At 67.3% G+C, this 25,099-nt stretch carries 24 protein-coding genes and 3 pseudogenes; 21 read left to right on the top strand and 6 right to left on the bottom strand.

The genetic code is table 11. The annotated features are described in order from the left end of the window. Nucleotides 1-12 precede the first annotated feature (12 nt). From ACSJDS_RS06630 to ACSJDS_RS06610, 5 genes are all read left to right on the top strand, one after another. The gene (locus ACSJDS_RS06630; protein ID WP_473032575.1) at nt 13-639 is read left to right on the top strand and encodes a beta/alpha barrel domain-containing protein; all 627 of its coding nucleotides are present in this window, start codon (nt 13-15) and stop codon (nt 637-639) included. Between the two features lie 82 nt (nt 640-721). Beyond that, the gene (locus tag ACSJDS_RS06625) at nt 722-2,296 is read left to right on the top strand and encodes an aldehyde dehydrogenase (NADP(+)) (protein ID WP_473032573.1); all 1,575 of its coding nucleotides are present in this window, start codon (nt 722-724) and stop codon (nt 2,294-2,296) included. Between the two features lie 189 nt (nt 2,297-2,485). Continuing rightward, nucleotides 2,486-2,791 carry an SDR family NAD(P)-dependent oxidoreductase gene (locus ACSJDS_RS06620; RefSeq protein ID WP_473032572.1) on the top strand — a complete coding sequence of 102 codons (306 nt, stop codon included), beginning with the start codon at nt 2,486-2,488 and terminating at the stop codon, nt 2,789-2,791. A gap of 67 nt (nt 2,792-2,858) precedes the next feature. Further along, complete coding sequence (locus tag ACSJDS_RS06615) at nt 2,859-3,713, top strand: fumarylacetoacetate hydrolase family protein (protein WP_473032570.1); 855 nt, start codon at nt 2,859-2,861, stop codon at nt 3,711-3,713. 14 nt (nt 3,714-3,727) lie between these two features. Further along, complete coding sequence (locus tag ACSJDS_RS06610; protein ID WP_473032569.1) at nt 3,728-5,368, top strand: UxaA family hydrolase; 1,641 nt, start codon at nt 3,728-3,730, stop codon at nt 5,366-5,368. A 65-nt stretch (nt 5,369-5,433) separates the two neighbouring features. Here ACSJDS_RS06610 and nanR read toward each other — a convergent pair whose 3' ends face one another. Then, on the bottom strand, nt 5,434-6,168 hold the full coding sequence (nanR, locus tag ACSJDS_RS06605; protein ID WP_473032568.1) for a transcriptional regulator NanR: 735 nt from the start codon (nt 6,166-6,168) through the stop codon (nt 5,434-5,436). 220 nt (nt 6,169-6,388) lie between these two features. Continuing rightward, nucleotides 6,389-7,152: pseudogene (locus tag ACSJDS_RS06600) on the bottom strand (SDR family NAD(P)-dependent oxidoreductase). 165 nt (nt 7,153-7,317) lie between these two features. Here ACSJDS_RS06600 and ACSJDS_RS06595 point away from each other — a divergent pair. The 4 genes and pseudogenes from ACSJDS_RS06595 (at nt 7,318) to ACSJDS_RS06580 (ending at nt 11,400) form a co-directional block, all read left to right on the top strand. Further along, a pseudogene (locus ACSJDS_RS06595) lies at nt 7,318-8,480 on the top strand (fumarylacetoacetate hydrolase family protein). Between the two features lie 184 nt (nt 8,481-8,664). Continuing rightward, nucleotides 8,665-9,966: an L-fuconate dehydratase gene (locus ACSJDS_RS06590; RefSeq protein WP_473032566.1), complete on the top strand. Its 1,302-nt coding sequence runs from the start codon at nt 8,665-8,667 to the stop codon at nt 9,964-9,966. Between the two features lies 1 nt (nt 9,967). Continuing rightward, a complete protein-coding gene (locus ACSJDS_RS06585; protein WP_473032565.1) occupies nt 9,968-10,249 on the top strand; it encodes an FAD-binding oxidoreductase in 282 nt (93 codons plus the stop codon). Next, the gene (locus ACSJDS_RS06580; RefSeq protein ID WP_473032564.1) at nt 10,207-11,400 is read left to right on the top strand and encodes an FAD-binding oxidoreductase; all 1,194 of its coding nucleotides are present in this window, start codon (nt 10,207-10,209) and stop codon (nt 11,398-11,400) included. Before ACSJDS_RS06585 ends, ACSJDS_RS06580 begins: the two co-directional genes overlap by 43 nt. Nucleotides 11,401-11,411: 11 nt before the next feature. Here ACSJDS_RS06580 and ACSJDS_RS06575 read toward each other — a convergent pair whose 3' ends face one another. Then, nucleotides 11,412-11,693, bottom strand: a complete 282-nt coding sequence (locus tag ACSJDS_RS06575) for a YciI-like protein (protein ID WP_473032562.1) — start codon at nt 11,691-11,693, stop codon at nt 11,412-11,414. A 74-nt stretch (nt 11,694-11,767) separates the two neighbouring features. Continuing rightward, nucleotides 11,768-12,530, bottom strand: a pseudogene (hpaI, locus tag ACSJDS_RS06570) (4-hydroxy-2-oxoheptanedioate aldolase). 364 nt (nt 12,531-12,894) lie between these two features. Here hpaI and ACSJDS_RS06565 point away from each other — a divergent pair. From ACSJDS_RS06565 to ACSJDS_RS06510, 12 genes are all read left to right on the top strand, one after another. After that, entirely contained in the window at nt 12,895-14,427 is a 1,533-nt protein-coding gene (locus ACSJDS_RS06565; protein ID WP_473032561.1) for an AMP-binding protein, read from the top strand. Beyond that, nucleotides 14,424-15,368: a thiolase domain-containing protein gene (locus tag ACSJDS_RS06560; protein ID WP_473032560.1), complete on the top strand. Its 945-nt coding sequence runs from the start codon at nt 14,424-14,426 to the stop codon at nt 15,366-15,368. Before ACSJDS_RS06565 ends, ACSJDS_RS06560 begins: the two co-directional genes overlap by 4 nt. Next, nucleotides 15,368-15,823, top strand: coding sequence for a thiolase C-terminal domain-containing protein (locus ACSJDS_RS06555; protein ID WP_473032559.1), 456 nt, complete (start codon nt 15,368-15,370; stop codon nt 15,821-15,823). Before ACSJDS_RS06560 ends, ACSJDS_RS06555 begins: the two co-directional genes overlap by 1 nt. Continuing rightward, nucleotides 15,718-16,503 carry an SDR family NAD(P)-dependent oxidoreductase gene (locus ACSJDS_RS06550; RefSeq protein ID WP_473034985.1) on the top strand — a complete coding sequence of 262 codons (786 nt, stop codon included), beginning with the start codon at nt 15,718-15,720 and terminating at the stop codon, nt 16,501-16,503. The genes ACSJDS_RS06555 and ACSJDS_RS06550 overlap by 106 nt, the downstream gene beginning before the upstream one ends. 13 nt (nt 16,504-16,516) lie before the next feature. Then, a complete protein-coding gene (locus tag ACSJDS_RS06545; protein WP_473032557.1) occupies nt 16,517-16,810 on the top strand; it encodes a PAS domain-containing protein in 294 nt (97 codons plus the stop codon). Between the two features lie 26 nt (nt 16,811-16,836). Beyond that, nucleotides 16,837-17,064 carry a LuxR C-terminal-related transcriptional regulator gene (locus tag ACSJDS_RS06540; RefSeq protein ID WP_473032556.1) on the top strand — a complete coding sequence of 76 codons (228 nt, stop codon included), beginning with the start codon at nt 16,837-16,839 and terminating at the stop codon, nt 17,062-17,064. A gap of 158 nt (nt 17,065-17,222) precedes the next feature. Beyond that, nucleotides 17,223-18,332, top strand: coding sequence for a TRAP transporter substrate-binding protein DctP (gene dctP / locus ACSJDS_RS06535; protein ID WP_473032555.1), 1,110 nt, complete (start codon nt 17,223-17,225; stop codon nt 18,330-18,332). Nucleotides 18,333-18,396: 64 nt separating this feature from the next. Then, nucleotides 18,397-18,897: a TRAP transporter small permease subunit gene (locus tag ACSJDS_RS06530; protein ID WP_473031648.1), complete on the top strand. Its 501-nt coding sequence runs from the start codon at nt 18,397-18,399 to the stop codon at nt 18,895-18,897. Beyond that, nucleotides 18,894-20,228 (top strand): TRAP transporter large permease, encoded by a 1,335-nt coding sequence (locus ACSJDS_RS06525; protein WP_473032554.1) that lies wholly within the window; start codon nt 18,894-18,896, stop codon nt 20,226-20,228. Before ACSJDS_RS06530 ends, ACSJDS_RS06525 begins: the two co-directional genes overlap by 4 nt. 372 nt (nt 20,229-20,600) lie before the next feature. Beyond that, nucleotides 20,601-21,029, top strand: a complete 429-nt coding sequence (gene dksA, locus ACSJDS_RS06520; protein WP_473032553.1) for an RNA polymerase-binding protein DksA — start codon at nt 20,601-20,603, stop codon at nt 21,027-21,029. After that, nucleotides 21,029-22,249, top strand: coding sequence for a zinc metallochaperone GTPase ZigA (zigA, locus tag ACSJDS_RS06515; protein ID WP_473032552.1), 1,221 nt, complete (start codon nt 21,029-21,031; stop codon nt 22,247-22,249). Before dksA ends, zigA begins: the two co-directional genes overlap by 1 nt. Nucleotides 22,250-22,252: 3 nt before the next feature. Continuing rightward, entirely contained in the window at nt 22,253-23,356 is a 1,104-nt protein-coding gene (locus tag ACSJDS_RS06510) for a CobW family GTP-binding protein (protein WP_473032551.1), read from the top strand. Between the two features lie 8 nt (nt 23,357-23,364). Here ACSJDS_RS06510 and ACSJDS_RS06505 read toward each other — a convergent pair whose 3' ends face one another. Then, entirely contained in the window at nt 23,365-23,568 is a 204-nt protein-coding gene (locus ACSJDS_RS06505; protein WP_473032550.1) for a hypothetical protein, read from the bottom strand. Between the two features lie 48 nt (nt 23,569-23,616). After that, entirely contained in the window at nt 23,617-24,852 is a 1,236-nt protein-coding gene (locus ACSJDS_RS06500) for a nickel/cobalt transporter (protein WP_473032549.1), read from the bottom strand. Nucleotides 24,853-25,099: the final 247 nt, after the last annotated feature.

Here is a 25,099-nt window from a genome sequence, read left to right as displayed (position 1 = left end):
GGGAGACACCCCATGACCCTTCCCGAGCCCCTGCCCCTGATCGGCATACTGCGCGGCGTCTCCCCCGAGGAAGCGGTGGCGGTAGGCGAGGCGGTGCTCGCCGCCGGCATCACCACCCTGGAGGTGCCGCTCAACTCCCCCGCGCCCCTGGAGAGCATCCGTCGGCTGGTGGAGGCGCTGGGCGAGCGCGCCCGGGTGGGGGCCGGCACGGTGCTGACGGTCGACCAGGTGTACGAGGTCCAGGCCGTCGGTGCGCAGCTGGTGGTTTCGCCCAACTGCCGCCCGGCGGTGATCCAGGCCAGCCGCCGCCTCGGGCTGCAGAGCTGGCCGGGCATCGTCACTCCCACCGAGGCCTTCGACGCCCTGGACGCCGGCGCCACCGGTCTCAAGCTGTTCCCGCCGTCCAGGTCGGCATCGACGGTATGCAAGCGCTGCGCGCCGTGCTGCCGGCGGGCACCCGCCTCTATGCGGTGGGCGGCATCGGCGTTGGCAACTTCGCGGCCTGGCAGGCCGCCGGCATCGACGGCGCCGGGCTCGGGGGCGCCCTCTACCGTCCCGGCCAATCACCCGTCCGGGTCGAAAAGCAGGCCCGCGAGCTGGTCGCCGCCTGGCGGGATGGTGCGACATGAATTGCCATAGTGTAGGCCTGTATGATGACATGATAGGTGACACAGATTCCCCGGTACCACAAGCCGTGTTTCCAAGACAGAAAGGAGTTCCCATGACCCCGCAAGGTACTTCCCTCATCGGCCGCGAGGCCGTCACCGGCGACCAGGCCATCATCCGCGCCGTGAATCCCGCCACCGGCGAGGCCCTGGCCCCGGACTACCCCGGCCTGGACCGTCAGGCCGTGGCGCGGGCCTGTGAGCTCGCCGAGGCGGCCTTCGCGACCTATCGCGAGACCGACCTCGAGGCGCGCGCCGCCTTCCTCGAGACCATTGCCGACGAGATCGAAACGCTGGGGGACGCCCTGATCGAGCGCGGCATGGCCGAGACCGGCCTGCCCCGGGCCCGCCTGGAGGGCGAGCGCGGCCGCACCTGCGGCCAGCTGCGCCTGTTCGCCTCGGTGGTGCGCGCTGGCGAGTGGCTCGACCTGCGCCTCGACCCGGCGCTGCCCGAGCGCGCGCCGATGCCCCGGGTCGACCTGCGTCAGCAGCACATCCCCCTCGGGCCGGTCACCGTGTTCGGCGCCTCCAACTTCCCGCTGGCCTTCAGCGTGGCCGGCGGTGATACCGCCTCGGCGCTGGCCGCCGGCTGCCCGGTGGTGGTCAAGGCCCACTCCGCCCACCCCGGCACCTCCGAGCTGGTGGGGCGCGCCGTGCAGGCCGCCGTGGCCAAGTGCCAGCTGCCCGAAGGGGTCTTCTCGCTGCCGTTCGGCGCCGGCCGCGAGGTGGGCCAGGCACTGGTGGCCGACCCGCGCATCCAGGCGGTGGGCTTCACCGGCTCCCGCGCCGGCGGCCTGGCGCTGCTGGCCACGGCCCAGGCGCGGCCCCAGCCGATCCCGGTCTACGCCGAGATGAGCTCCATCAACCCGGTCTTCCTGCTCCCCGAGGCACTCAAGGCGCGTGGTGGCGAGATCGCCGAAGGCTTCGTCGCCTCGCTCAATATGGGCGCCGGGCAGTTCTGCACCAACCCCGGCCTGGTGATCGGGGTGAAGGGCCCGGACCTCGACGCCTTTCTCGAGGCCGCCGGCGAGGCGGTCAAGGGAAGCACCGCCCAGACCATGCTGACACCGGGTATCCATGCCGCCTACCAGCAAGGCGTCGACACGCTGGCGACTCATCCCAAGGTACGCGAGATCGCCCGTGGTCAGGCCGGTGAGGGCCCGAACCAGTGCCAGCCCGGCCTGTACGTTACCCAAGCGGCCGACTTCCTCGCCGACGAGACGCTACAAGCGGAAGTCTTCGGTGCCACCTCGCTGGTGGTTGCCTGTGCCGACGTCAGCGAGATGAAGGCGGTCGCCGAATCCCTGGAGGGCCAGCTCACCGCCACCCTGCAGATGGACGACGGCGACCTGGAGGCGGCGCGCCGCCTGCTGCCGGTGCTCGAGCGCAAGGCGGGACGCATCCTGGCCAACGGCTGGCCGACGGGTGTCGAGGTGTGCCACGCCATGGTCCACGGCGGCCCCTACCCGGCGACCTCTGATTCCCGTAGCACGTCCGTGGGCAGCGCGGCGATCCAGCGCTTCCTACGCCCCGTCTGTTATCAGAACCTGCCGGCTGGCCTGCTGCCCGAGGCCCTCCAGGACAGCAACCCGTTCGGCGTCAGCCGCCTGGTCGACGGCAAGCGCGAATAATCGAGACAGGGGACACATGTTGGAGATCCTTGGCGGCCTGCGGGCCGCCTTTTTCGTGGCCGTCGCCCGGCGGCCGGTGGAGTTGGCAAGCTCGCCGAGATGCTCCATACTAACCAACAGTCATCCTAGCATCCTGTCATACCAGCAATGCCATAAACGGCTCCGCCACCCGTCGAGGACGCTCGAGACATGCGATTGAAGGACAAGACGGCCCTGATCACCGCCGCCGGACAGGGCATCGGCCACGCCACCGCGGTGCGCTTTGCAGCGGAAGGCGCACGGGTCATCGCTACCGATATCGACAGCGACAAGCTCAAGGACCTGGAGGGGCGCGAAGGCATTGAGACCCGCCGCCTGGACGTACTCGATGCCGCGGCCATGGCGACCCTGGCGACCGAGCTGCCGCCTCTGGACGTGCTCTTCAACTGCGCCGGTTTCGTGGCCAGCGGCTCGCTGCGGATGAGTCCGCCTACACCACCGGCACGGCCCAGGTGATCGACGGCGGCTGGCTGATTTGAACCAACCGACCCGAATCGATCGAACCGAACACCAAGGAGAGTCCATGAAACTGCTGCGCTTCGGCCCCCAGGGCCACGAAAAACCCGGCCTGCGCGACGCCAACGGAGCGATCCGCGACCTCTCGGCTCACCTGCCGGACCTCGACGGCCACCACCTCAGCCGCGAGCGGCTGGCCCGACTGGCCGAGCTCGACACTTCTCAGCTCCCCGAGGTCCCGTCAGACACCCGCCTCGGCCCCTGCGTCGGCCGGGTCGGCAAGTTCATCTGCATCGGCCTCAACTACTCCGACCACGCCGCCGAGACCGGCGCCGAGGTACCGCCGGAGCCGGTGGTGTTCAACAAGTGGACCAGCGCCCTCTGCGGCCCTGATGAAGACGTGATCATTCCCCGCGGCTCGACCAAGACCGATTGGGAAGTGGAGCTCGGCGTGGTCATCGGCAAGACCGCACGCTATATCGACGAGACCGACGCCATGGATCACGTGGCCGGCTACTGCGTGGTCAACGACGTCTCCGAGCGCGAGTTCCAGCTCGAGCGCAGCGGCACCTGGGACAAGGGGAAAGGCTGCGACACCTTCGGCCCGCTGGGTCCGTGGCTGGTGACTACCGACGAGATCGCCGATCCCCATGAGCTGGACCTGTGGCTGGAGGTGGATGGCCACCGCTACCAGGACGGCAACACCCGCACCATGGTTTACCGCATTCCCTTCCTGATCAGCTACCTGAGCCGCTTCATGAGCCTGCAGCCCGGCGATGTCATCTCTACCGGCACCCCGCCCGGGGTGGGCATGGGCCAGCATCCGCCGACCTACTTGAGGCCAGGCCAGCGCATGCGACTGGGCATCGAGGGTCTCGGTGAGCAGCAGCAACGCCTGGTCGCCGAAGGCGACGTCAGATGAACAGGAGCCCGACCATGACCTCTCCCATTGCCAGCGACGCCGGGCGCCTGACCAGCCTGCGCGTGCACGCCGACGATAATGTGCGCGTCGCCCTCAAAGACCTGCCCGCCGGCAGCGAGATCGACGACGAGGGGCGCCTGCTGCACCTGGCCGAGCCGATCCGCCACAAGCACAAGTTCGCCCTGCATGATCTCGCCGTGGGCGACAGCGTGATCATGTACGGCGTCACCGTGGGCCTTGCGACACGCCCCATCGCCGCCGGCACCGCCATCACTACCGAGAATACCAAGCACAGCACCGCCACCACTGAGCCCCAGGCCCGGCGCGGCGAATGGCGCGCCCCCGATGTGACGGCCTTCGAGGGGGTGACCTTCGACGGCTACCACCGCGCCGATGGCAGCGTCGGCACCGCCAACCTGTGGCTGGTGGTGCCGCTGGTGTTCTGCGAGAACCGCAATATCGAGGTGCTGCGCCAGTGCGTGGCCGACGCCCTCGGCGAAGACCCCTACCGCGACTACAAGCAGATGGCGCGCCAGCTGCTGCACGGCGAGGCGGCCGCCTACGCGCCGCAAACCGAGTCGGAGCGGCTGTTTCCCAACGTCGACGGCGTGCGCTTCCTGACCCACACCCTGGGCTGCGGCGGCACCGACGACGACGCCCAGGCGCTCTGCCAGCTGCTGGCCGGCTACATCTGCCACCCCAACGTGGCCGGTGCCACGGTGCTCAGCCTGGGCTGCCAGAAGGCCCAGATCGACATGCTCAAGAGCGCCGTGGCAAGCCACGACCCCAAGGGGCTGCGCCCGGTTCACTACCTCGAGCAGCAGGCCAGCAAGAGCGAAGAGGCGCTGATCCGCGAGGCGCTGACCACCATCTTCGACGGCCTGGCCGAGGCCAACCGCACGCCGCGCCGCCCGGCGCCGCTATCCGCCCTCACCCTGGGCGCCGAGTGCGGCGGCTCGGACGGCTTCTCGGGGCTCTCCGCCAACCCGCTGGTGGGCGCGGTGATGGACCGGCTGGTGGCGCTGGGCGGCAGCGGCATGCTCAGCGAGTTTCCCGAGCTGTGCGGCGTCGAGCACGAGCTGGTGGCGCGCTGCGCCAGCGACGCCGTGGCCGAGCGCTTCCAGGCCCTGATGGCCGCCTACCAGCGCCACGCTTCCCGGGTCGGCGCCGACTTCTCGATGAACCCCTCACCGGGCAATATCCGTGACGGCCTGATCACCGACGCCATGAAGTCCGCCGGCGCCGCCAAGAAAGGCGGCGACAGCCCCATCGTCGATGTGCTCGACTACACCGAGCCGCGCAGCCGCGCCGGCTTGAGCCTGCTCTGCTCGCCGGGCAACGACGTCGAGTCGACCACCGCCCTGGCCGGCTCCGGCGCCAACCTGATCCTGTTCACCACCGGGCTCGGCACGCCCACCGGCAACCCGGTCACCCCGGTGATGAAGATCTCGAGCAACAGCGAGCTGGCCGCACGTATGAATGATGTGATCGACTTCGACGCCGGGCCGATCATCCGCGGTGAAGCGCAGATCGACGACCTCGCCGAGGAGCTGCTCAGGCTCTGCATCGAGACCGCCTCGGGGCGCTACCTGACCAAGGCGGTCAGGCTCGCCCAGTACGACTTCATCCCCTGGAAGCGCGGCGTATCGCTGTAGCCACCCTGAACGCAACGAGCCCGCCGATATCGGCGGGCTCGTTGCATTAGGGACACCAGGCAGCGCTAGGCGGATTCATCCTCCCTATCATCCAGCCGCTTCTTGAGCTGCATATAGGTGCCATAGTGGCGATCCAGGTGCCGGCGCATGGCGGCCTCGGCGGCGTCGGGATCGCGGGACTCGATGGCCTCCACGATCTCGATATGCGCGGCCATGGCGGCCTTGTCCTCATCCTTCTGCTGCAGCACCTGGGCGCGACGGTCGTCGAGCCACTCGGAGAGCGAGTCGTGGATGGCATCGAAGATGGGGTTGCGGGCGATATTGGCCAGCACGCCGTGGAAGGCGTTGTCGGAGCGCTTGAAGCGCGCGCCGTCACCCACTGCCTGACGATTGTCGTCGAGGGCGGCACGCAGCCGGGCCAGGTCGTCCTCGCTGGCGTGCTGGGCGGCATAGCGGGCCAGCGCGATCTCGAACATCGCCCGCGCCTCCTGAAAATACTGCTGGCCGTCGGGCTTGGAGAGCAGCTGCCGGGTCACCCCGGAGAGCCGCGCCATCACCGCCTCGGCGGTGGGACGAATCACTCGCGCGCGGGTGCCGCTACTGATGGCGATCAGCCCCAGCTGCTGCAGATGAAACAGCGCCTCGCGTACCGCCGGACGCCCGACGCCGAACTGCTCCATTAGCTCGCGCTCGGAAGGCAACTGGTCGTTCTCGCTCAGTCGCCCCTCGAGGATCTCGGCCTCGAGCTGCTCGGCGACCTGTTCGGACAGCGTCTTGCGCTCTACGCGGTACTTGCTCATCTACGTCCCTCTTGCTCTGCTAGGGCGTCCACCCCGCAGGGCGTCGCCGACATGCCGACCATATTACTGCATTATCGCGTCGACATCGCGCCAGGCCATGCAGCGCCACTCCCGGTCACCCGGTGCCAATACCTCACCGCCTGCCGCGGCGGGCTGGCGGCGCAGATCGACGAGGCGATGGCGAACGGGGGTGTCGCAGCGCCTGCAGTGTGGGAATGACTCATGGCATCAATTGCCCTCCGTTGACTTCGATGACCTGGCCGGTGACATAGCCGCTCAATGACTCGCTGCCCAGGAACAGGTAGGCCCCCACACACTCCTCGGCGCTGCCTAGCCGCCCCATGGGGATGCTCGCCCGGGCCGCGGCCAGATGGTCGTCATTGGAATGGCGAGCATGAAAATCGGTGGCGATGGTGCCGGGTGCGACCGCATTGACCCGGATGCCGTCGGCAGCCAGCTCCTTGGCCATGTTGCGGGTCAGGGTGCTGACGAAGCCCTTGGCCGAGGCATAGAGACCGGCACCGGGGCCGCCGCCGTTGCGGGCGGCGATGGAGCTGGTATGGATGATATTGCCACCCCCGGCCTGGCGCAGATGCGGCAGTGCCGCCTGGGACACCATCACCACCGAGCGCACATTGAGATCCATGACCCGGTCGTAGCGGTCGTCGTCGATCTCCTCCAGTGTCGCCCGACCCAGCATGTCGCCGGCGTTATTGATCAGCATATCGAGCCCGCCGAGCTGACCGACGGCTTCATCGACCACCCGTTGTGCCGCGTCGCTGCCGCCGAGGTCGCCTTTCAGGGTCACCGCTTCGCCCCCGCCTCACGAATCGCGTCGGCGACCTGCTCTGCCCCCTCGGCGCTGGCGTGATAGTGCACGCCGACCCTGGCTCCCAGCCTGCCAAGCTGCAGCGCCACTGCCGCACCGATTCCGCGGCTGGCGCCGGTGATCAGTACGCGCTTACCTTTCCATTCATCGAACATGGCATCACTCCGGATCTTGCTGTCATGGCTGATGATGCGCTACGCCCTATCGATATCGGGTACGTTACGCTGTTATAGTCTTGGCATACCTTTCATACAAGACGACATCAATAACATGATAGGCGACGCCGAGCCAATCGCCAGCTCGCCACTTCTGGAGGCTCCATGACCGCATCTGCTCCCCACGCCCTGCTCCCCGAGGATCTCGACCGCGCGCTGCTGGTTGGGCGCGTCTGGCGCGAGACACCGCAGCCGCGCCCGGCTCTGATCATGCTGCGCGACGGTGAGGCGATTGATATCAGCCACCTGGGGCCGACCATGGCCGATCTGCTCGAGCGCGACGATCTGATCGAGTCGCTGCGCAGCGCCGAGGGCGAGTCCCTGGGCTCGGCGGAGACCCTGCTCGACAACTCGTTGGCCGAGCCCCAGCGCGCGCCCTATCTACTGGCCCCCTGCGATGTGCAGGCGGTCAAGGCGTGCGGCGTCACCTTCGCGGTGAGCCTGCTGGAGCGCGTCATCGAGGAGCAGGCCGCTGGCGATCCCGGTCGCGCCAGCACCCTGCGCGCCGAGCTGCAATCACTGATCGGCAGCGATCTGTCACGCATCGTGCCGGGCTCGGACGAGGCCATGGCGCTGAAGCGCGAGCTGCTGAGCCGCGGCGGCTGGTCGCAGTACATGGAGGTGGGCATCGGCCCCGACGCCGAAGTGTTCTCCAAGGCGCCGCCGCTGTCGTCGGTGGGGTTCGGGACCACCGTGGGCCTGCACCCCGCCTCGCAGTGGAACAACCCGGAGCCGGAGATCGTGCTGGCGGTGGACAGCCGCGGCGAGGTGAAGGGGGCGACCCTGGGCAACGACGTCAACCTGCGCGACGTCGAGGGACGCAGCGCCCTGCTGCTAGGCAAGGCCAAGGACAACAACGCCTCCAGCGCCATCGGCCCCTTCATTCGCGTGTTCGATGACACCTTCGGCATCGACGACGTGCGCCGCGCCAAGGTCTCGCTGCGCATCGAGGGTCAGGACGACGACTTCCTGCTCGAGGGCGAGAGCGACATGGCCGAGATCAGCCGCGACCCTCTCGACCTGGTGCGCCAGACCATCGGCGCCCACCATCAGTACCCGGATGGCGTGATGCTCTACCTGGGCACGATGTTCTCGCCGATCCAGGATCGCGACGGCCAGGGCCAGGGCTTCACCCACCACCTGGGCGACACCGTGACCATCGCCACCCCGGCGCTGGGCGCCCTGGTCAACCGGGTCGGTCGCAGCGACCAGCTGCCCCCTGGACCTACGGCATTCGCCAGCTGATGCGCGATCTGACGGAACGCTGACCCCCGCGAGTGGCGCCGGGGACAAGCCGAAGGGGAGGTCCTACGCCAGGGATGGCGTCGGTAGCGTACAAGGATGTATTCACAGCGCCTCCGCGCCGGCTTGTCGACGGAACAGCCACCAGTAACCCGGCCACCTGCGCCAGGCCATTCAGCTCGCTTGACACGCCCCCACTTCGGAGCCCCCATGACCACCATCACCCATGTCGAGGTCCAGGACATCCGCTTCCCGACCTCCCGCTCGCTGGACGGCTCGGACGCCATGAACGCCGCGCCCGACTACTCCGCTACCTACGTGATCCTCCATGTCGACGACGGCGGCCCCGAGGGGCACGGCCTGACCTTTACCATCGGCCGCGGCAATGAGATCGTGGTCACCGCAGTGCGCTCGCTGGCGCCTCTGGTCGAGGGGCGCTCCCTTGCCACCCTCACCGAGAACATGGGCGCCTTCTGGCGAGAGTTCACCGGCGACAGCCAGCTGCGCTGGATCGGCCCCGACAAGGGGGCGATCCACTTGGCCACCGCGGCCATCGTCAATGCTCTCTGGGACCTCTGGGCCAAGCGAGAAGGCAAGCCGGTATGGAAGCTGCTGGCCGACATGACCCCGGAGCAGTTGGTGGGCTGCCTCGACTTCCGCTTCGTGACCGACGCCCTGACCCCGGAGGAAGCGATTGCGCTGCTGCGCAGGCGGGAGGCCGGCAAGGCCGACCGTGAGGCCGAGATGCGCCGCGACGGCTACCCCGGCTACACCACTTCGGCGGGCTGGCTCGGCTATGACGATGACAAGGTGCGGCGACTCGCCCGTGAGGCCTTGGCCGAGGGCTGGACCCACTTCAAGCAGAAGATCGGCGGCAACCTCGAGGAGGATGCCCGCCGCGCGGCGCTGCTGCGCGAGGAGATCGGCTGGGACAAGGTGCTGATGATGGATGCCAACCAGGTGTGGGAGGTCGACGAGACGGTGGCCAAGATGCGCCGCCTGGCCGAGTTCGACCCGCTGTGGATCGAGGAACCCACCAGCCCCGACGACATCCTCGGCCATGCCGAGATTCGCCACCGCCTGGCCCCCATCGGCGTGGCCAGCGGCGAGCACTGCCACAACAAGGTGATGTTCAAGCAGTTCTTCCAGGCCGAGGCGTTGGACTACTGCCAGCTCGATGCCGCCCGCCTCGGCGGGCTCAACGAGGTGATTCTGGTGATGCTGATGGCCGCCAAGTTCGGCGTGCCGGTCTGCCCCCACGGCGGTGGCGTGGGCCTGTGTGAATACACCCAGCACCTCTCGCTGTTCGACTACATTGCCGTCTCCGGCAGCCTCGAAGGGCGTATCCTAGAGTATGTCGACCATCTCCACGAACACTTCCTCGACCCGGTGGTGATCAAGCGCGGCCGCTACCGGGTACCCGAGGCGCCGGGCTACAGCATCACCATGCACCCCGAGGCCCTGGCCCGGCACCGTTTCCCCGATGGCGCCGCCTGGCAGGAGGAGGCGTAACATGAACCATCCGACCCCGCAAAACGATCTGCTCGATGCCCTGCAGCAGCACCTAGGGGAGCGCGGCCTGCTGCAGGATGCCGCCTCCATGGACCGCTACCTGAGCGACTGGGCGGGAGATCGCCTGGGTCTGCCCCTGGCGGTGGCGCGCCCCGCCTCCACCGCGGAGGTGGCCGAGACGGTGCGCCTGTGCCAGGCCCACGGCGTGGCCATGACGCCCAGGGTGGCCACAGCGGCCTGGTGGCCGGCGCCCTGCCCGCCGCCGACGGCGGCGAGCTGGTGATCAGCCTGGAACGCCTGGATCGTATCCGCGACATCGACCCGATCAACTTCACCATGACGGTGGACGCCGGCTGCATTCTGGAGACCATCAAGCAGGCGGCCGCCGAACACGACTGCGACTTCCCGCTCTCGCTGGGCGCCCAGGGCAGCTGCCAGATCGGCGGCAACATCGCCACCAACGCTGGCGGTCTCAACGTGCTGCGCCACGGCATGATGCGCCAGCTGGTCCTGGGGCTGGAGGTAGTGCTGCCCGACGGCCGGGTGTGGGACGGCCTGACCGCCCTGCACAAGGACAACCGCGGCTATGCCCTCTCCCAGCTGTTCCTCGGCAGCGAGGGAACGCTCGGCATCGTCACCGGCGCGGTGCTCAAGCTCTCGCCCCGCCCCATCCAGAGCCGCACGGCACTGCTCGGGCTGCCCTCGGTGGAGGCGGTGATCGCCCTCTATGGCCGGGCACGGCGCGACTGCAGCGACCTGCTCAGCGCCTTCGAGCTGATTCCCCGGCGCTGCCTGGAGCTCGCCATGGAGGCCACCCCCGAGCTCTCCGACCCGCTGGACGCGCCCCACCCCTGGTATGTGCTGATGGAGGTCAGCGCCAGCGGCCCCCTGGACCTCGACGCCATGCTCGAACGGCTACTGGAGGGCGGCATGGAGGCCGACCTGGTGCAAGACGGCGCCCTGGCCTCGAGCGATACCCAGGCCGCGCGGCTGTGGCAGTTCCGGGAGAGCATGCTGGAGGGGCAGCGGCGGCGCGGCGAACACCTGCGCACCGATATCGCGGTACCCATTTCGGCGATCCCCGACTTCGTGACACGGGCCAGTCAGGCGATCCAGCAGAGCTCCCCCGACTGCGAGATCATCGCCTACGGCCACGTGGGCGATGGCAACCTGCACTTCAATATCCTGCCGCCGCCGGGGCTGAGCGACGACCAGAAGAAGGCCCACCTGCACGAACTGGAGTCCCAGCTCTTTGCGATCCTCGACGACGTCGGCGGCAGCATCAGCGCCGAGCATGGCATCGGGCGCACCAAGCAGGATGCCTACCTGGCACGCCTCTCGCCGGTGGAGCGGGAACTGGTGGAAGGGATCAAGGGGCTGTTCGACCCGGACGGGCTGATGAACCCGGGCCGGATATTGCCAGTTGCGGACTAGAGGCCCCTGCCCTACAACAAGGCTCCAGCCACCACGTTCCACTCTCGCACCTGCCAACGGGTTACGAGACCGTTGAGCACATAGGGATCATGCTCGACAAAGGCCTCAACCACGCTTTGGTCATCCCCCTTGAAAAGCAAAACGCCGGTATCTACGGGGTTGGCCAAGGCTCCACCCAGCAACAGTTCACCTCGCTCTGCCGCCTCCCGGGCTTGAGCTAAATGCGTCTCACGGTACGGTTGGCGTTTCTCGAGAATGTTGTCGACATAATCATAGGTGAGCAGGAAATACATCAGGGTCTCCAAGGCTTCATGCAGAAGCCGTTCAGGGTTCTTCCAATGATAGTCATCACGGCATCATATCCCCTTCAACCCTGACCAAAGCGCCCGGCCAGCCCACGCAGCCCCTCGGCCAGCACCAGGGCATCGACCCCCACGCCGACGAAGCCGCACCCGGCTTCCAGGTAGCCGTGGGCCTCGGCCTCGTCGAGGGTGATGATCCCGGCGGCCTTGCCGGCGGCGCGGATCCGCACGATGGCGTCGTCGATGGCCGAACGCACCTCGGGATGCCCGGGGTCGCCACGGTGGCCCATGGCCGCGGAGAGATCCGCCGGCCCGATGAATAACCCGTCTACCCCTTCCACCGCCGCGATGGCCTCCAGGTTGGCCAGCGCCTGGGGGCTCTCCAGCTGCAGAATCAGGCAGATCTGCTCGTCGGCATGGTCAAGGTAGTCCTCGACCTGGCCCCACCGCGAGGCCCTGGCCAGGGCGCTGCCCATGCCGCGAACGCCCTCGGGGGATAGCGGGTGGCAGCCACCACCCGAGCCGCCTGCTCCGCCGTCTCCACCATCGGAATCAGCAGGTTCTGAACGCCGATATCCAGGTACTGCTTGATCAGCACGGTGTCGCCCTGGGCGGGCGCACCACTGGCGCACTGCCATAGGGCGCGATGGCCTGGAGCTGGCCCAGCAGGCTGGCCAGGTCGTTGGGCGCATGCTCGCCGTCCAGCAGCAGCCAGTCGAAGCCGGCGGTGGCGGCGAGCTCCGCAACGTATGGGCTTGCCAGGCCCAACCAGACGCCCGTCATGGGCTCACCACGGCGCAGGCGATGCTTGAAGGGGTTGGGGGTCATGGAACGTCGAGACTCCTTGGTGAGCGTCGCCTCCGGTGAGGATTCGCTTCGTCGATGATGCTTCCTCAGACACACTTGTCATACAAGCATACATAGCGCATTTCACCAAAGCACTCAAAGCCCCCCGGCGTCACATTCAAGGCAGGAGCCCCGCAGCGACACTATTCCGAACCGGGACCTTTTTCAGGAAGCCGCATCAGGTCTGTTCCATTGGGAGCCTCCTGTAAGGTTCGCGCGCACTCGACCTAATACGCACCCACCTCCGTAGTACTACGTATATCGATCCGTAGGGGAGACCTCTAGTCTTGATGGCATGCGGCGAAGGCCCCAACCACAACGACAAGACAGTGCGGAGAGATCCCCCTTGAACATCGCCCACTACCTCGACCACAGCGCTCGGGTCGGGCCCGAGCGCCCCGCTCTCTATCACGGCGCGGCGCTCCAGGCCACCTATGCCGAGCTCCAGCAGCGCGTCCAGGCCCTGGCAGGCTACTTCGTCCAGCTGGGAGCCACCCCGGGCGAACGTCTCGCCATCTACATGAAGAATCGCCCCACGTACCTGGAGGCCCTGCTGGCCGCCTGGTACGCCGGGCTGGTGGTCGTACCGATCAACGCCAAGCTCCACTGGCGCGAAGTCGACTATATCCTCGAGGACAGCGGCAGCCGGCTGCTGATCACCGACCGCACCCCGGATGCACCGCTCGAAAGCCCGGCGCGCCTGCTCCAGCTCGATGCACCCGGCTTCGCGGCCGACGGCGAGCCCCTCGACGAGCCGCTGCACCGGGCCTCCCACGATCCCGCCTGGATCTTCTATACCAGCGGCACCACGGGCCGCCCGAAGGGCGCCACCCTCTCCCATGGCAACCTGGCCTGCATGGCCAACTGCTATCTGACCAACGTGGATCGCGTCGAATCCGACCACGTGCTGGCGCACTTTGCGCCGCTCTCCCACGGCTCGGGCATCTACCTGCTTCCCTACCTCATGCAGGGCTGTGCCAACCTGGTGCCGGCCAGCGCCGGCTTCGACGAGGCCGAGTTCGTTGAGCTGCTTGCCCAGCACCGCGGGCTCGCCATGTTCCTGGCTCCCACCATGATCCGCCGGCTGGTCGATCACCTGGCCGCCAGCGACACCCCGCCTGCGCTCGCCAACCTGCAGACGATCGTCTACGGCGGCGGCCCCATGTACGAGCGCGACCTGCGTGACGCCCTGGCCACCTTCGGCCCCCGACTCGTGCAGATCTACGGTCAGGGCGAAAGCCCCATGACCATCTCGGTGATGAGCCGGGAGGCCCATGTCCCCTACGCTACCGGCCTCACCGAGCGTGCCGAGCGCCAAACCCTGGTGCCGGTGGGCCGCCCCCATCCCCAGGTGGCAGTCGCCATCCAGGATGACCGGGGCAGACCGCTGCCTGCAGGCCAGGAGGGCGAGATCTGCGTGCGCGGCGACAGCGTGATGCTGGGCTACTGGAACAACCCCGCGGCCACCGAGGAAGCCCTGCGCAACGGCTGGCTGCGCACCGGCGACATCGGCCGCATGGAGGCCGACGGCACCCTCTATCTGACCGACCGGGTCAAGGACGTGATCATCAGTGGCGGCACCAACATCTATCCGCGCGAGGTGGAGGAAGTACTGCTGCAGTATCCCGCCGTGCACGAAGCCTCGGTGATCGGGGCCCCGCACCCGGAGTGGGGCGAAGAGGTGGTGGCCTGCGTCTCGCTCCACCGCCCCGTCACGACGGCCGAGCTGGACCGGCACTGCCTGGCGCACATGGCCCGTTTCAAGCGCCCCAAGCGCTACGAGTTCCTGGCGACGCTGCCCAAGAACGCCTACGGCAAGATCGTCAAGACCGCCCTGAGGGAGCACCTCAACGGCAAACAGGAGGAGAGCACTCCATGAAGACCCGCATCATCGGCGTATCCCACAGCCCGTTCGGCAAGCTCGAGGCGAGCCTGGAAACCCTGATCAGTGAGGCGGCCAGCGCCGCCCTGGCCGACGCCGGCGTCGGGGCGCGCGACATCGATGCCATCTATGTCGGCCAGTTCAACAGCGGCATGTGCGCCCAGGAGTTCCCCGCTTCCCTGGCGCTGCAGGCCGATCCCGAGCTGCGCTTCAAGCCCGCCACCCGCTGTGAGAACGCCTGCGCCAGTGGCTCCGCGGCGCTCTATCAGGGGATCAACCTGATCGAGGGCGGCCTGGCCCGGCGCGTACTGGTGATCGGCGCCGAGAAGATGACCGAGGCGAGCCCCGCCGCCATCGCCGAGGGGCTGCTGGGTGCCAGCTACCGGCCCGAGTCCCGGGGCATCGACGCCGGCTTCGCCGGCATCTTCGCCCAGGTCGCCCGGGCCTACTTCGAGCGCTTCGGCGACCACACCGAGGCCCTGGCCCGCATCGCCGCCAAGAACCACGCCAACGGCGTCCACAACCCCCTTGCCCAGCTGAGGAAGGATCTGGGGGTCGACTTCTGCCGCGAGGCTTCGGACAAGAACCCGGTGGTCGCCCCGCCGCTGAAGCGCACCGACTGCTCGCCGGTCTCCGACGGCGCCGCCGCCATGGTGCTGGCCCACCCGGAGGCCGCCCCCGCCGGATCGCGCCAGGTGCGCTTCCGCGCCCGGACGCAGGTCACCGACTTCATGCCGCTGGCCCGTCGCGACCTCACCCGCCTGGAGGGCGCCGAGCGCGCCTGGCAGCAGCTGCTTGCCGAGGGGGGCATCGGCCTGGAGGCGCTGTCGCTGGCCGAGGTTCACGACTGTTTCACCATCGCCGAGCTGATGATCTACGAAGCCATGGGGCTCACCCCCACGGCCAGGGCGCCCGCGCCATCGAGGAAGGCCGGGTGATGGCCGACGGCGCTCTGCCGATCAACCCCTCCGGCGGGCTCAAGTCCAAGGGGCACCCGGTCGGCGCCACCGGGGTCTCCATGCACGTGCTGGCGGCCCGCCAGCTGCTCGGCGAGGCGACCGGCGTGCAGGTGCCGGATGCCCGCCTGGCCGCCGTCTTCAACATGGGGGTATGGGGGTGGCCAACTACGCGAGCCTGCTGGAGCGGGTCGCCGACTGACCTTGGCGGCAGCACGCCGCTGGCGGCGTGCTACCTTGCCAGCTCCCATCCTCGTCATGTCCAACAACAAGCAAGGAGAGTCACTCCATGTCACACCTTCACGACAAGAACGTGCTGGTCACCGGCGCTCTGGGCGGCATCGGCTCCGCCATCTGCCTGGCCTACGCCGGCCAGGGCGCCGGCATCATCCTCCATGACCGGGTGGCGGCCGACGAGGAGGCCGTGGCCGCCCTGAAGGCTCGACTGCTGTCGGCCGGGGCCCGGGAGGTCTGCTACCAGCAGGCCGACCTGGGCAGCCGCGAGGCGATCCACGCGATGTTCGCCCGCCTGCGCGAGGAGCAGCGCGACGTCGATGTGCTGGTCAACAACGCCGCCATCCAGAAGACCTCCCCCATCGCCGATTTCCCCGACGAGCTCTGGGAGTCGATCATCGCCATCAACCTAGTCGCGGTATACCACTGCACCAAGCAGGCGCTGGTGGACATGCGCCGCAAGGGCTGGGGGCGCGTCATCAACCTGGCCTCGGTGCATGGCCTGGTGGCCTCGGTGGACAAGTCGGCCTACGTCGCCGCCAAGCACGGCGTAGTGGGCTTCACCCGGGAGGTGGCACTGGAGACCGCGGGTCAGGGCATCACGGTGAATGCCATCTGCCCGGGCTGGACCGACACCCCGATCATCGCGCCACAGATCGAGGCGCGACAGCAGCGGCTGGGCAGCAGCCGGGAGGAGGCGATCCGCCACCTGGTCTCGGAGAAGCAGCCGGACGGCGGCCTGATTCCCCGGCCCATGTGGCGGAGCTCGCGCTGTTTCTGGGCGGCGAATCGGCAAGCCATATCACCGGCACCGCCATGCCCATCGACGGCGGCTGGACCTGCGTCTAGGACGACACCGCCAGAGGAGGTATCACACCGATGACGGCCTCACCCCCATGGGGCGCGAACTGATGGCACTGGCCTTCGAGCATTCCGCCAGCGCCATCGTCGTCACCCAGAAGCGTCGCATCCTGGAGTGCAACCATGCCTTCTGCGAGCTCTTCGAGTATTCGCGCAGCGAGCTGATCGGCCAGCTGATGCTCAAGCTCTACCCGAGCTTCGCCGACTTCAAGACGATCGGCGATCGCGGCTACAAGGAGATGCTCAAGACCCCCAACTATGCCGACGAGCGTTTCATGCAAACGCGCTCGGGGAAGTCTTCTGGGCCAAGACCCGCGGGCGCACCCTGACCCCCGAGGCGCCGTTCGACCTGGCGGTGTGGACCTTCATCAAGATCGATGTGCGCCCCCAGACGGAGAACCAGCTCTCCATGCGCGAGCGGGAAATCTCCGGCTTCATCGCCAATGGCCTGACCTGCAAGGAGATCGCCCGGGAGCTGGGTATTTCCCATCGCACCGTCGAGACCCATCGCGCGCGCATCATGAAGAAGCTCGACTGCCGAAATACCGCTGAGATGGTCTCTCGTATCTTCCAGCTTTCTTGACAACCTCAGAGCGTCAAGACGGCATGACCATCTACGCATCCCGCTACGTAGTACTACGTATATCGGCACGGGGCATCACTCCCTAGGATGTAAGACAGGAATGATCATTCCGAGAGAGCATCACTCAACATTGACCCAATAATTACAAGGACCACGTCATGAACAAGCATTCACAACTGTTCATCACCTGCTCACTGGCTACGGCCGTGACACTCGGCACTTTCTCCACCAACGCCATGGCCGACAAGGCGCGCTGGACCATGACCACCACCTGGCCGGATAGCCTAGCGCTAATCGAGGCGGACCGCCGCTGGGTCGACACGGTCCACCGGATTGCGGGCGATGAAATCGAGATCGAGTTCCGCGCCGGCGGCACCCTGATGCCTGGTGGTGAAGTCTTCGATGCCACGGAGACCGGCAGCATCGATGCCGCCGGTGAGACCGGCGTCTACTGGGCCGGGCGCTCTCCTGCCTTCGCCCTGTTAGGCACCACGGCAAGCCTCTTCAACGCCGTCGACTATCTGAACTGGATCCAGCACTGGGGCGGCTATGAGCTCTATCAGGAGGTCTATAACCAGTTCAATATCCACTACCTCCCCTACGCCATTCTCAACAACGAGACCGGTTTTCTCGGGCGCACCAAGATCGAAACCCTCGCCGACTTCGAAGGCAAGCGTCTGCGCCTTGGCGGCCGTGACCAGGGCCGTATTCTGGAACAGCTGGGCGGCTCCCAGGTGACCCTGGCCGGCGGCGAGATCTACCAGGCGGTGGAGCGCGGCGTGGTCGACGGCGCAGAGTTCTCCTCTCCCGGCGTCGACTACCAAGCAGGCTTTGCCGAGGTGGCGAACTACTGGTCCACTCCCGGATGGCACCAGTCCGCCACCGTGCTAGGCGTGATGATCAACAAGGAAGCCTGGGACGCTCTCTCCGAAGAAACTCAGGAAAAATTGGAGCTTGCGGCCCAAGCCAACCTCGCCTGGTCGATCTCGCATTTCGAGCAGAGCGCTACCGAAGGCACCCTGAACTTTCAGGAGGCGGGCGTGGAGATTTCTCAGCTAAGTGAGGAAGAACTGGACCAGATTCAGGAGATTACCAACGAGGTCTACCTGCGCGGCGCCTGTGAAGACCCCATGTACGCCAAGGTGCTCCACTCCATGCTCAGCTACATGGATCATTACGCCAACTGGCGCGATCTTTCCGCGCCCTTCAACATGAGCCGCACCATGGACAACCTGCCGTCCCTGGAAGAGATCGAAGCCTGCCTGTAAGGCGCACCTCAGCCGCCCCGGCCTCGCCCGGGGCGGCCTGCGTTCCGACGTCGGAGACTGATCCATGAATGCGATTGCCAAGGCGATCGACACGCTCAACGAGGTGCTTGGGCGAGTCATCGCACCGCTGATCGCCATCATCACCCTGGTGGTGCTCTACGATATCGCCTCGCGCCTGTTCACCGGGCGCCCCAGCGACTGGGCCTTCGACATCACCAAGATGCTGTTCGGCGCCCATTTCATGCTGATGGCCGCCTATGGCCTGCGCCATCACGCCCATGTCGAGGTCGATGTGCTCAAGCGCCTGCTCTCACGCAAGAAGCAGGCCGCCGTCGAGATCCTCGGCTATCTGCTGTTCTTCGTGCCCTTTATCTGGATGCTGCTGCCGCTGGGCTGGAACTTCTTCATGCGCTCCTTCAGCCGCGGCGAAACCACCTACGGGGTCGTGTCGATTCCCGTTTATCCGGTGAAAGGCGTCATCGTGGTGGCCGCCTTCCTGATCCTGCTCCAGGCCATCGCCATCGTCATCCGTGCCATCCAGCAGCTGCGGGAGGAAACCGCATGAACCTGAGTCCCGAACTGCTGACGCTGTTCATGTTCGGCGGGCTGCTAATCGGCCTGTTCATGGGCCATCCGCTGGCCTTCGTGCTGGGCGGCGTCGCCGTCATCGGCGCCTACCTGGGCCCCGGCGAGCGCATACTCGCCAGCATCATCAACAACATCTACGGCAACGCCATGGACAACTATGTCCTGGTGGCCATCCCGCTGTTCGTGCTGATGGCGCGCTTTCTCAATGACTCGGGGGTCACCGAGAAGATGTTCGCGGTGATGCGCCTGCTGCTGGCCAACCTGCGCGGCGGCCTGGCGCTTACCGTGGTCATCGTCTCGGTGATGCTGGCCGCCACCACCGGCATCGTCGGCGCATCAATCGCGGTGATGGGCATGATCGCCCTGGCGCCGATGCTCAAGCACGGCTACAACAAGGAGCTCAGCTCGGGCGTGATCATGGCCAGCGGCTGTCTGGGTATTCTGATCCCGCCGAGCATCATGCTGATCCTGATGGCCAGCTACTCGCCGGTCTCGGTGGGCGCCCTGTTTGCCGGCGCCCTGGTGCCGGGACTGATGCTGGGGGCGATGTATGCCCTCTACGTGCTGGTGATCTGCTACGTCAAGCCGAGCTACGGCCCGCCGGTGCCCGCCGAGGAGCGCGCCGAGACCAGTACCGGCCAGCTGCTGGTCATGCTGGCCAAGTACGTGCTGCCGCCGATGACGCTGATCCTGGGCGTGCTGGGGGCGCTGTTCACCGGGGTGGCCACCGCCACCGAGGCCTCGGCCATCGGCGTGGGCATCGCCTTCCTGCTGTTCATGATCTTCGGCGACCGCAAGCTCAAGACCTGCTTTCGCACCCTGATCGAGGCCAGCAAGACCACCACCATGGTGATGCTGGTGCTGGTGGGCGCCACCGCCTTCACCGGGGTCTTCTCCCGCGGCGGCGGCATGACGGTGATCAGCGACCTGGTGATGGCGATGCCCGGCGGTACCACCGGGGCGCTGATCCTGATGCTGTTCCTGGTGTTCCTGCTGGGCATGTTCCTCGACTGGACCGGCATCGTGCTGCTGAGCTTCCCGATCATGCTGCCGATCGTCCAGCAGATGGGCATCGACGTGCTGTGGTTCGTGGTCATGGTGGCGGTGGTACTGCAGACCTCCTTCCTCACCCCGCCGTTCGGCTATGCGCTGTTCTATATGAAGGGGGTGGCCCCCAAGGGGGTGGAGATCGTCGATCTCTACAAGGCGGTGCTGCCCTTCGTAGCACTGATCGCCCTCGCCTGCCTGCTGATGGCCTTCTTCCCGGCGCTGGTCACCGGCCTGCCCTCGATACTGGTCGGCTACTGAGCCCAGCGCCTGCCCCAAGAAGCCTGTCGGATTTGACCGATCGTCAGCACCCGCCATCCTCTGGATGGCGGGCACTGATCGATCTGCAGCCACAAGGTAGAACGCTTGGCTTCAGGCCAATAAAAAGTTACGTTATAACATACTTTATATTTCGAGCCATGGAGTCCTGAATGCCGACACTTGCTCTCCACCTCCCTCGTTCATCTATCCGACGCCATCCTGCGCCTCGGGATGAGCGACCTGGCATTGTCAAGGGCGGCGGCTGGGAAAGCGGCGGACATGGGGCGCCGGTACATTGCAGTCCCCCGCTAACCGAAGGCCAGACACAGCTGCTGACCAACCATCCCACCTGACGCCTGCCACGAGACTTCCATGCCCCAGACACTCGAAGAGGCGCGCCTGCTGGCGATGCCCGACGACGATTACATGAACGACGAGCAGCTGGACTTCTTCCGCCGGCGGCTGCTCGAGGAGAAGGCGCAGGTGGAGCGCCATCTGGACGAGGTACGCGCCGCCATGGCCTCCCATGAGCGTGACAGCGACGAGCTGGACCAGGCGGCCTTCGAGGAGGAGCTACGCCTGCAGCTGCGCCAGGCCGATCGCGAGACCCGCCTGCTAGCCAATATCGAGGCGGCCCTGCGCCGCATCGAGGCGGGCGACTACGGCTACTGCGAGGAGACCGGCGAGCCGATCGGACTGCCGCGGCTGCTGCTGCGTCCCACCGCGAGGCTCTGCCTGGAGGCCAAGGAGCGCCAGGAGCAGCGCGAGAACCACTACCGCAAGACCCGAGGTGACGGCTGATGACATCCCCGCAAACGCCCCTGCCGGTGACCGTGCTCTCCGGCTTTCTGGGTGCCGGCAAGACCACCCTGCTCAACCACATCCTCGCCAACCGCGAGGGCCGTCGGGTGGCGGTCATCGTCAACGACATGAGCGAGGTCAATATCGATGCCGCCCTGGTACGCGGCGCCCCCGGTGGCGAGGAGGAGGTGACCCTCAACCGCGCCGAGGAGCAGCTGGTGGAGATGAGCAACGGCTGCATCTGCTGCACCCTGCGCGAGGACCTTCTCGTGGAGGTGCGCCGGCTCGCCGAGGAGGGGCGCTTCGACACCCTGGTAATCGAGTCCACCGGCATCTCCGAACCGCTGCCGGTGGCCGAGACCTTCACCTTCGCCGACGAGCAAGGGCAAAGCCTCTCGGACGTCGCTCGGCTCGACACCCTGGTCACGGTGGTCGACGGCGCCAACTTCCTCACCCAGTACCGCGAGGCGCAGTCCCTGGCCGAGGCGGGCGAGAGTCTGGGCGAGGAGGACGAGCGCAACGTCGCCGACCTGCTGGTGGATCAGGTCGAATTCTGCGACGTGCTGCTGATCAGCAAGACCGACCTGCTTACCGCCGCCCAGCTCGACGAGCTTACCGCCGTGCTGCGCTCACTCAACCCCGAGGCGGAGCTGATTCCCATCGCCCACGGCCAGGTGCCGCTGGAGAAGGTGCTGGAAACGGGACGCTTCAGCTTCGAGCGCGCCCAGCAGGCCCCTGGCTGGCTCAAGGAGCTGCGCGGCGAGCACGTCCCGGAGACCGAGGAGTACGGCATCTCGAGTTTCGCCTACCACGCCCGGCGTCCCTTCCGACCACAGGCGTTCTTCGAGCTGCTGCATGGCGACTGGTTTGGCGCCAGGCTGCTGCGCTCCAAGGGCTTCTTCTGGCTGGCCACCCGGCCGCAGTTCGCCGGCCAGTGGAGCCAGGCCGGCGGCATCGCCCACTACGGCTTCGCCGGCATGTTCTGGAAGGCGGTGCCGGAGTCCCGCTGGCCGGAGGACCCCGACTATCGCGCCGCCATCCTCGACAAGTGGCAGGAGCCCTTCGGCGATATGCGCCAGGAGCTGGTCTTCATCGGCCAGAACCTCGACGAGGCGCGCATCCGTCAGGCTCTGGACGCCTGCCTGCTCAGCGAGGAGGAGCTGCTGGCCGGCAAGGCGGCCTGGCAGGCGCTGCCCGACCCCTTCCCCACCTGGGAGTAGCCCATGCACGACGCAGACCTCATGCCGGTCACGGTGCTGACCGGCTTTCTCGGCAGCGGCAAGACCACCTTGCTCAACGAGCTGGTGCGCCAGCCCGCCATGCGCGATGCCCTGGTGGTGATCAACGAGTTCGGCGATATCGGCCTCGACCACCGGCTGGTTGCCGAGGGCGACGAGCATAGCGTGGTGGAAATGAGCAGCGGCTGCCTCTGCTGCACCATTCGCGGCGACCTGAGCAAGAGCGTCCAGCAGGCCTGGGAGGCGATTGAGCGCGATGGCGGCCGGCCGATCTCGCGGATGATCATCGAGACCACCGGTCTCGCCGATCCGGCACCTATCCTGCAGACGCTGATGACCGACCACTGGCTCGCCCATCGCTTCCGCCTGGACGGCGTGGCCTGCCTGGTGGATGCGGCCAACGGCCTCTCGACCCTGAACGCCCACCGGGAATCCCAGCGCCAGGCCGCCATCGCCGACTGCCTGCTGATCACCAAGGCCGACCTGGTCGACGATGACCGCCTGGCCCGGCTGCGCGAGCGGCTCACCGAGGTCAACCCCGCCGCCGAGCAGTTGGAGGTGCGCCACGGCGAGGTGGACGCCGAGCGGCTGACCGCCCGGCGCCTGCCCGCCTCGGGCAAGGCAGGCCAGCAGGCCGAGGGCTGGCTGGGTGCCGCCTCCTACGCTCAGGTGTCGCTCCAGCCGGGACTGGCGCCCACCGCCAGCGAGGCCGCCGCACCGCTGCTGGCGCCAACCACCGCCTCGCCGCTCAGCCGGCACGGCGAGCAGATTCGCTCCTTCTGCTTCAGCGTGGAGGCGCCCATTGCCCCCGAGGCGCTGGAAGACTGGCTGGACCTGCTGATGAGCCTACTCGGTGATAAGATGCTGCGCATCAAGGCCATCGTGAACGTGGCGGGGCAGGTGCAGCCGCTGGCGCTGCACGGCGTCCAGCATATCTTTCATCCACCGGTGACCCTGCCGACGGAGGCCTACCCGGACGGCGTCTCGCGCTTCGTGTTCATTACCAACGGCGTGGCGCCCGAGGCCGTGACCCGGCTGTTCGACTTCTTCCAAGCGCCCCAGGCCGAGCAGACCCCACCGCCACCGTAAGCCACCGCTTAGCCGTTGGAGACCTCCTCGAACGTCGGCATCGGATCGACCGCCTGTGACTGCGCCAGGGGAAGCGCTTGATGTCGAGGGTCCAGGGGCTCGGCGGCAATCACGTAGTCCGCGCCGCAGGACAGGCTGCCCTGCAGGGTTTCAATGGCGCGGAAGATCGGCGAGGTGGTCTGGGACACGGTCTGAGAAGGCACTGTGCTCATTGGGTAATCTCGTTAATCCAAAGCCGGCAACGGAAGATCCAAAGCGTATCACGACAGTAGCGGCACCCCACCCGTCGGCGCGCTGCCAACCTGCCAGGCCAGCGAGGCGCCGAGCCACAGGATGATCAGACCGCCGGCCATGGCCAGCCAGCCGCTCAACCGCCCCAGGCGCGCCGCGCCCCCGCCGCTGGCGAACCGACCGTAGTGGCGAATGACCCAGTCCCGGGCCAGCACGCTGGCCAGCGCCAGGGCCGAGACGGTCATCCCCGTGCCCAGCGCCATCACCATGACCGCCGCGGCGCCCAGGGCCGCATGGCCCAGCAGGCTGGCCGCCCCCATCATCAGCACCGCGCCGGTGCAGGGGCGCAGGCCGATCACCACCACGGTGGCCAGCGCCGTGCGCCAGTTGCCGACCTCCTCCGGGGCGATATGGTGGCGCGACCCGCAGCCGCAGCCATCATGCCGATGGTCGGGAGCGTGCCCATGAGCGTGGCCGTGATCATGCGTATGGCTGTGGTCATGGGCGTGGCTGTGGTCATGGGCATGGGCATGGGCATGGGCATGGCGGTGAGCGTGCTCATGACCGAGGCCGGGTTCTGGCCCCAGCGCGTGCTGATGGCCGTGAGCGTGGTCGTGATCATGGTGGTGAGCGTGGTGGTGGGCATGGTGGTGGGCGTGGCGGTGATCATGCTGGCCGTGATCGCCGCTGGCCTTCGTGCGCCGCAGCAGCCGCCAGGCCCTCAGGCAGAGCCAGGCCCCCAGCAGCGCCACCATCAGAAAGCTCGCCAGCTCCAGGCTCGCCACGCTGCCCATAGCCTGGCGGGTCAGCCAGCCCAGGCCCTGAACCAGCACCAGCACCATGGCGATGGCCATCATGCCCTGCAGGAGGGCGGCGCTGAACGAGAGCCCCAGGGCGCGCTTGAGGCCACCGCCCTGGGAGACCAGGTAGGTGGAGAGCACCGCCTTGCCGTGCCCGGGGCCGGCGGCATGAAAGACCCCGTAGCCGAAACTCAGCGCCAGCAGCCAGCCGGCGGTGGCCCAGCTGGGCGTCTCGGACCAACCGCTCACGGCCAGGGTGAGCGCCCGGTGAAGATCGCGCTGCCAGGCCAGGATCTGCAGGCTCAGGCCGCGCATTACGCCCAGCTGTAGTAGCAGCGCGGCCGCGATGACCAGCAGCGCCAGGCCGCCCAGCAGCCATCGGTGGCGTGTCAGGAAACCTCTCAGCCGGGAGGAAACGCCGGCCGGGTCGGTAGACGAAGGGAGCGAGCTGGCGTGACGCGTCATGGTGGACCTCTGGTGACGGTACTCTCTGGGCAGGGCTATCGCTGGTAGCGGCATCGCTCAAGGCTGCTCCGGGGACAGGTCGAAGAGGGGGTCGTATGCCAGGGATGGCATCGGTAGCGCCCAAGGAGGGGTTCACAGCGCCCCTCTCAGGCCTGTCCCGGCGCCTTTCGCTAACCGGCATCGGTAACTGCGGTAGCCCTACTCACGTAGTCCTTGGCTGGTTATCGGCTGGGCTCAAATGTTATGT

Source organism: Halomonas sp. SL18_1, assembly GCF_055755715.1.
This window is presented reverse-complemented; position numbering and strand designations above follow the sequence as displayed.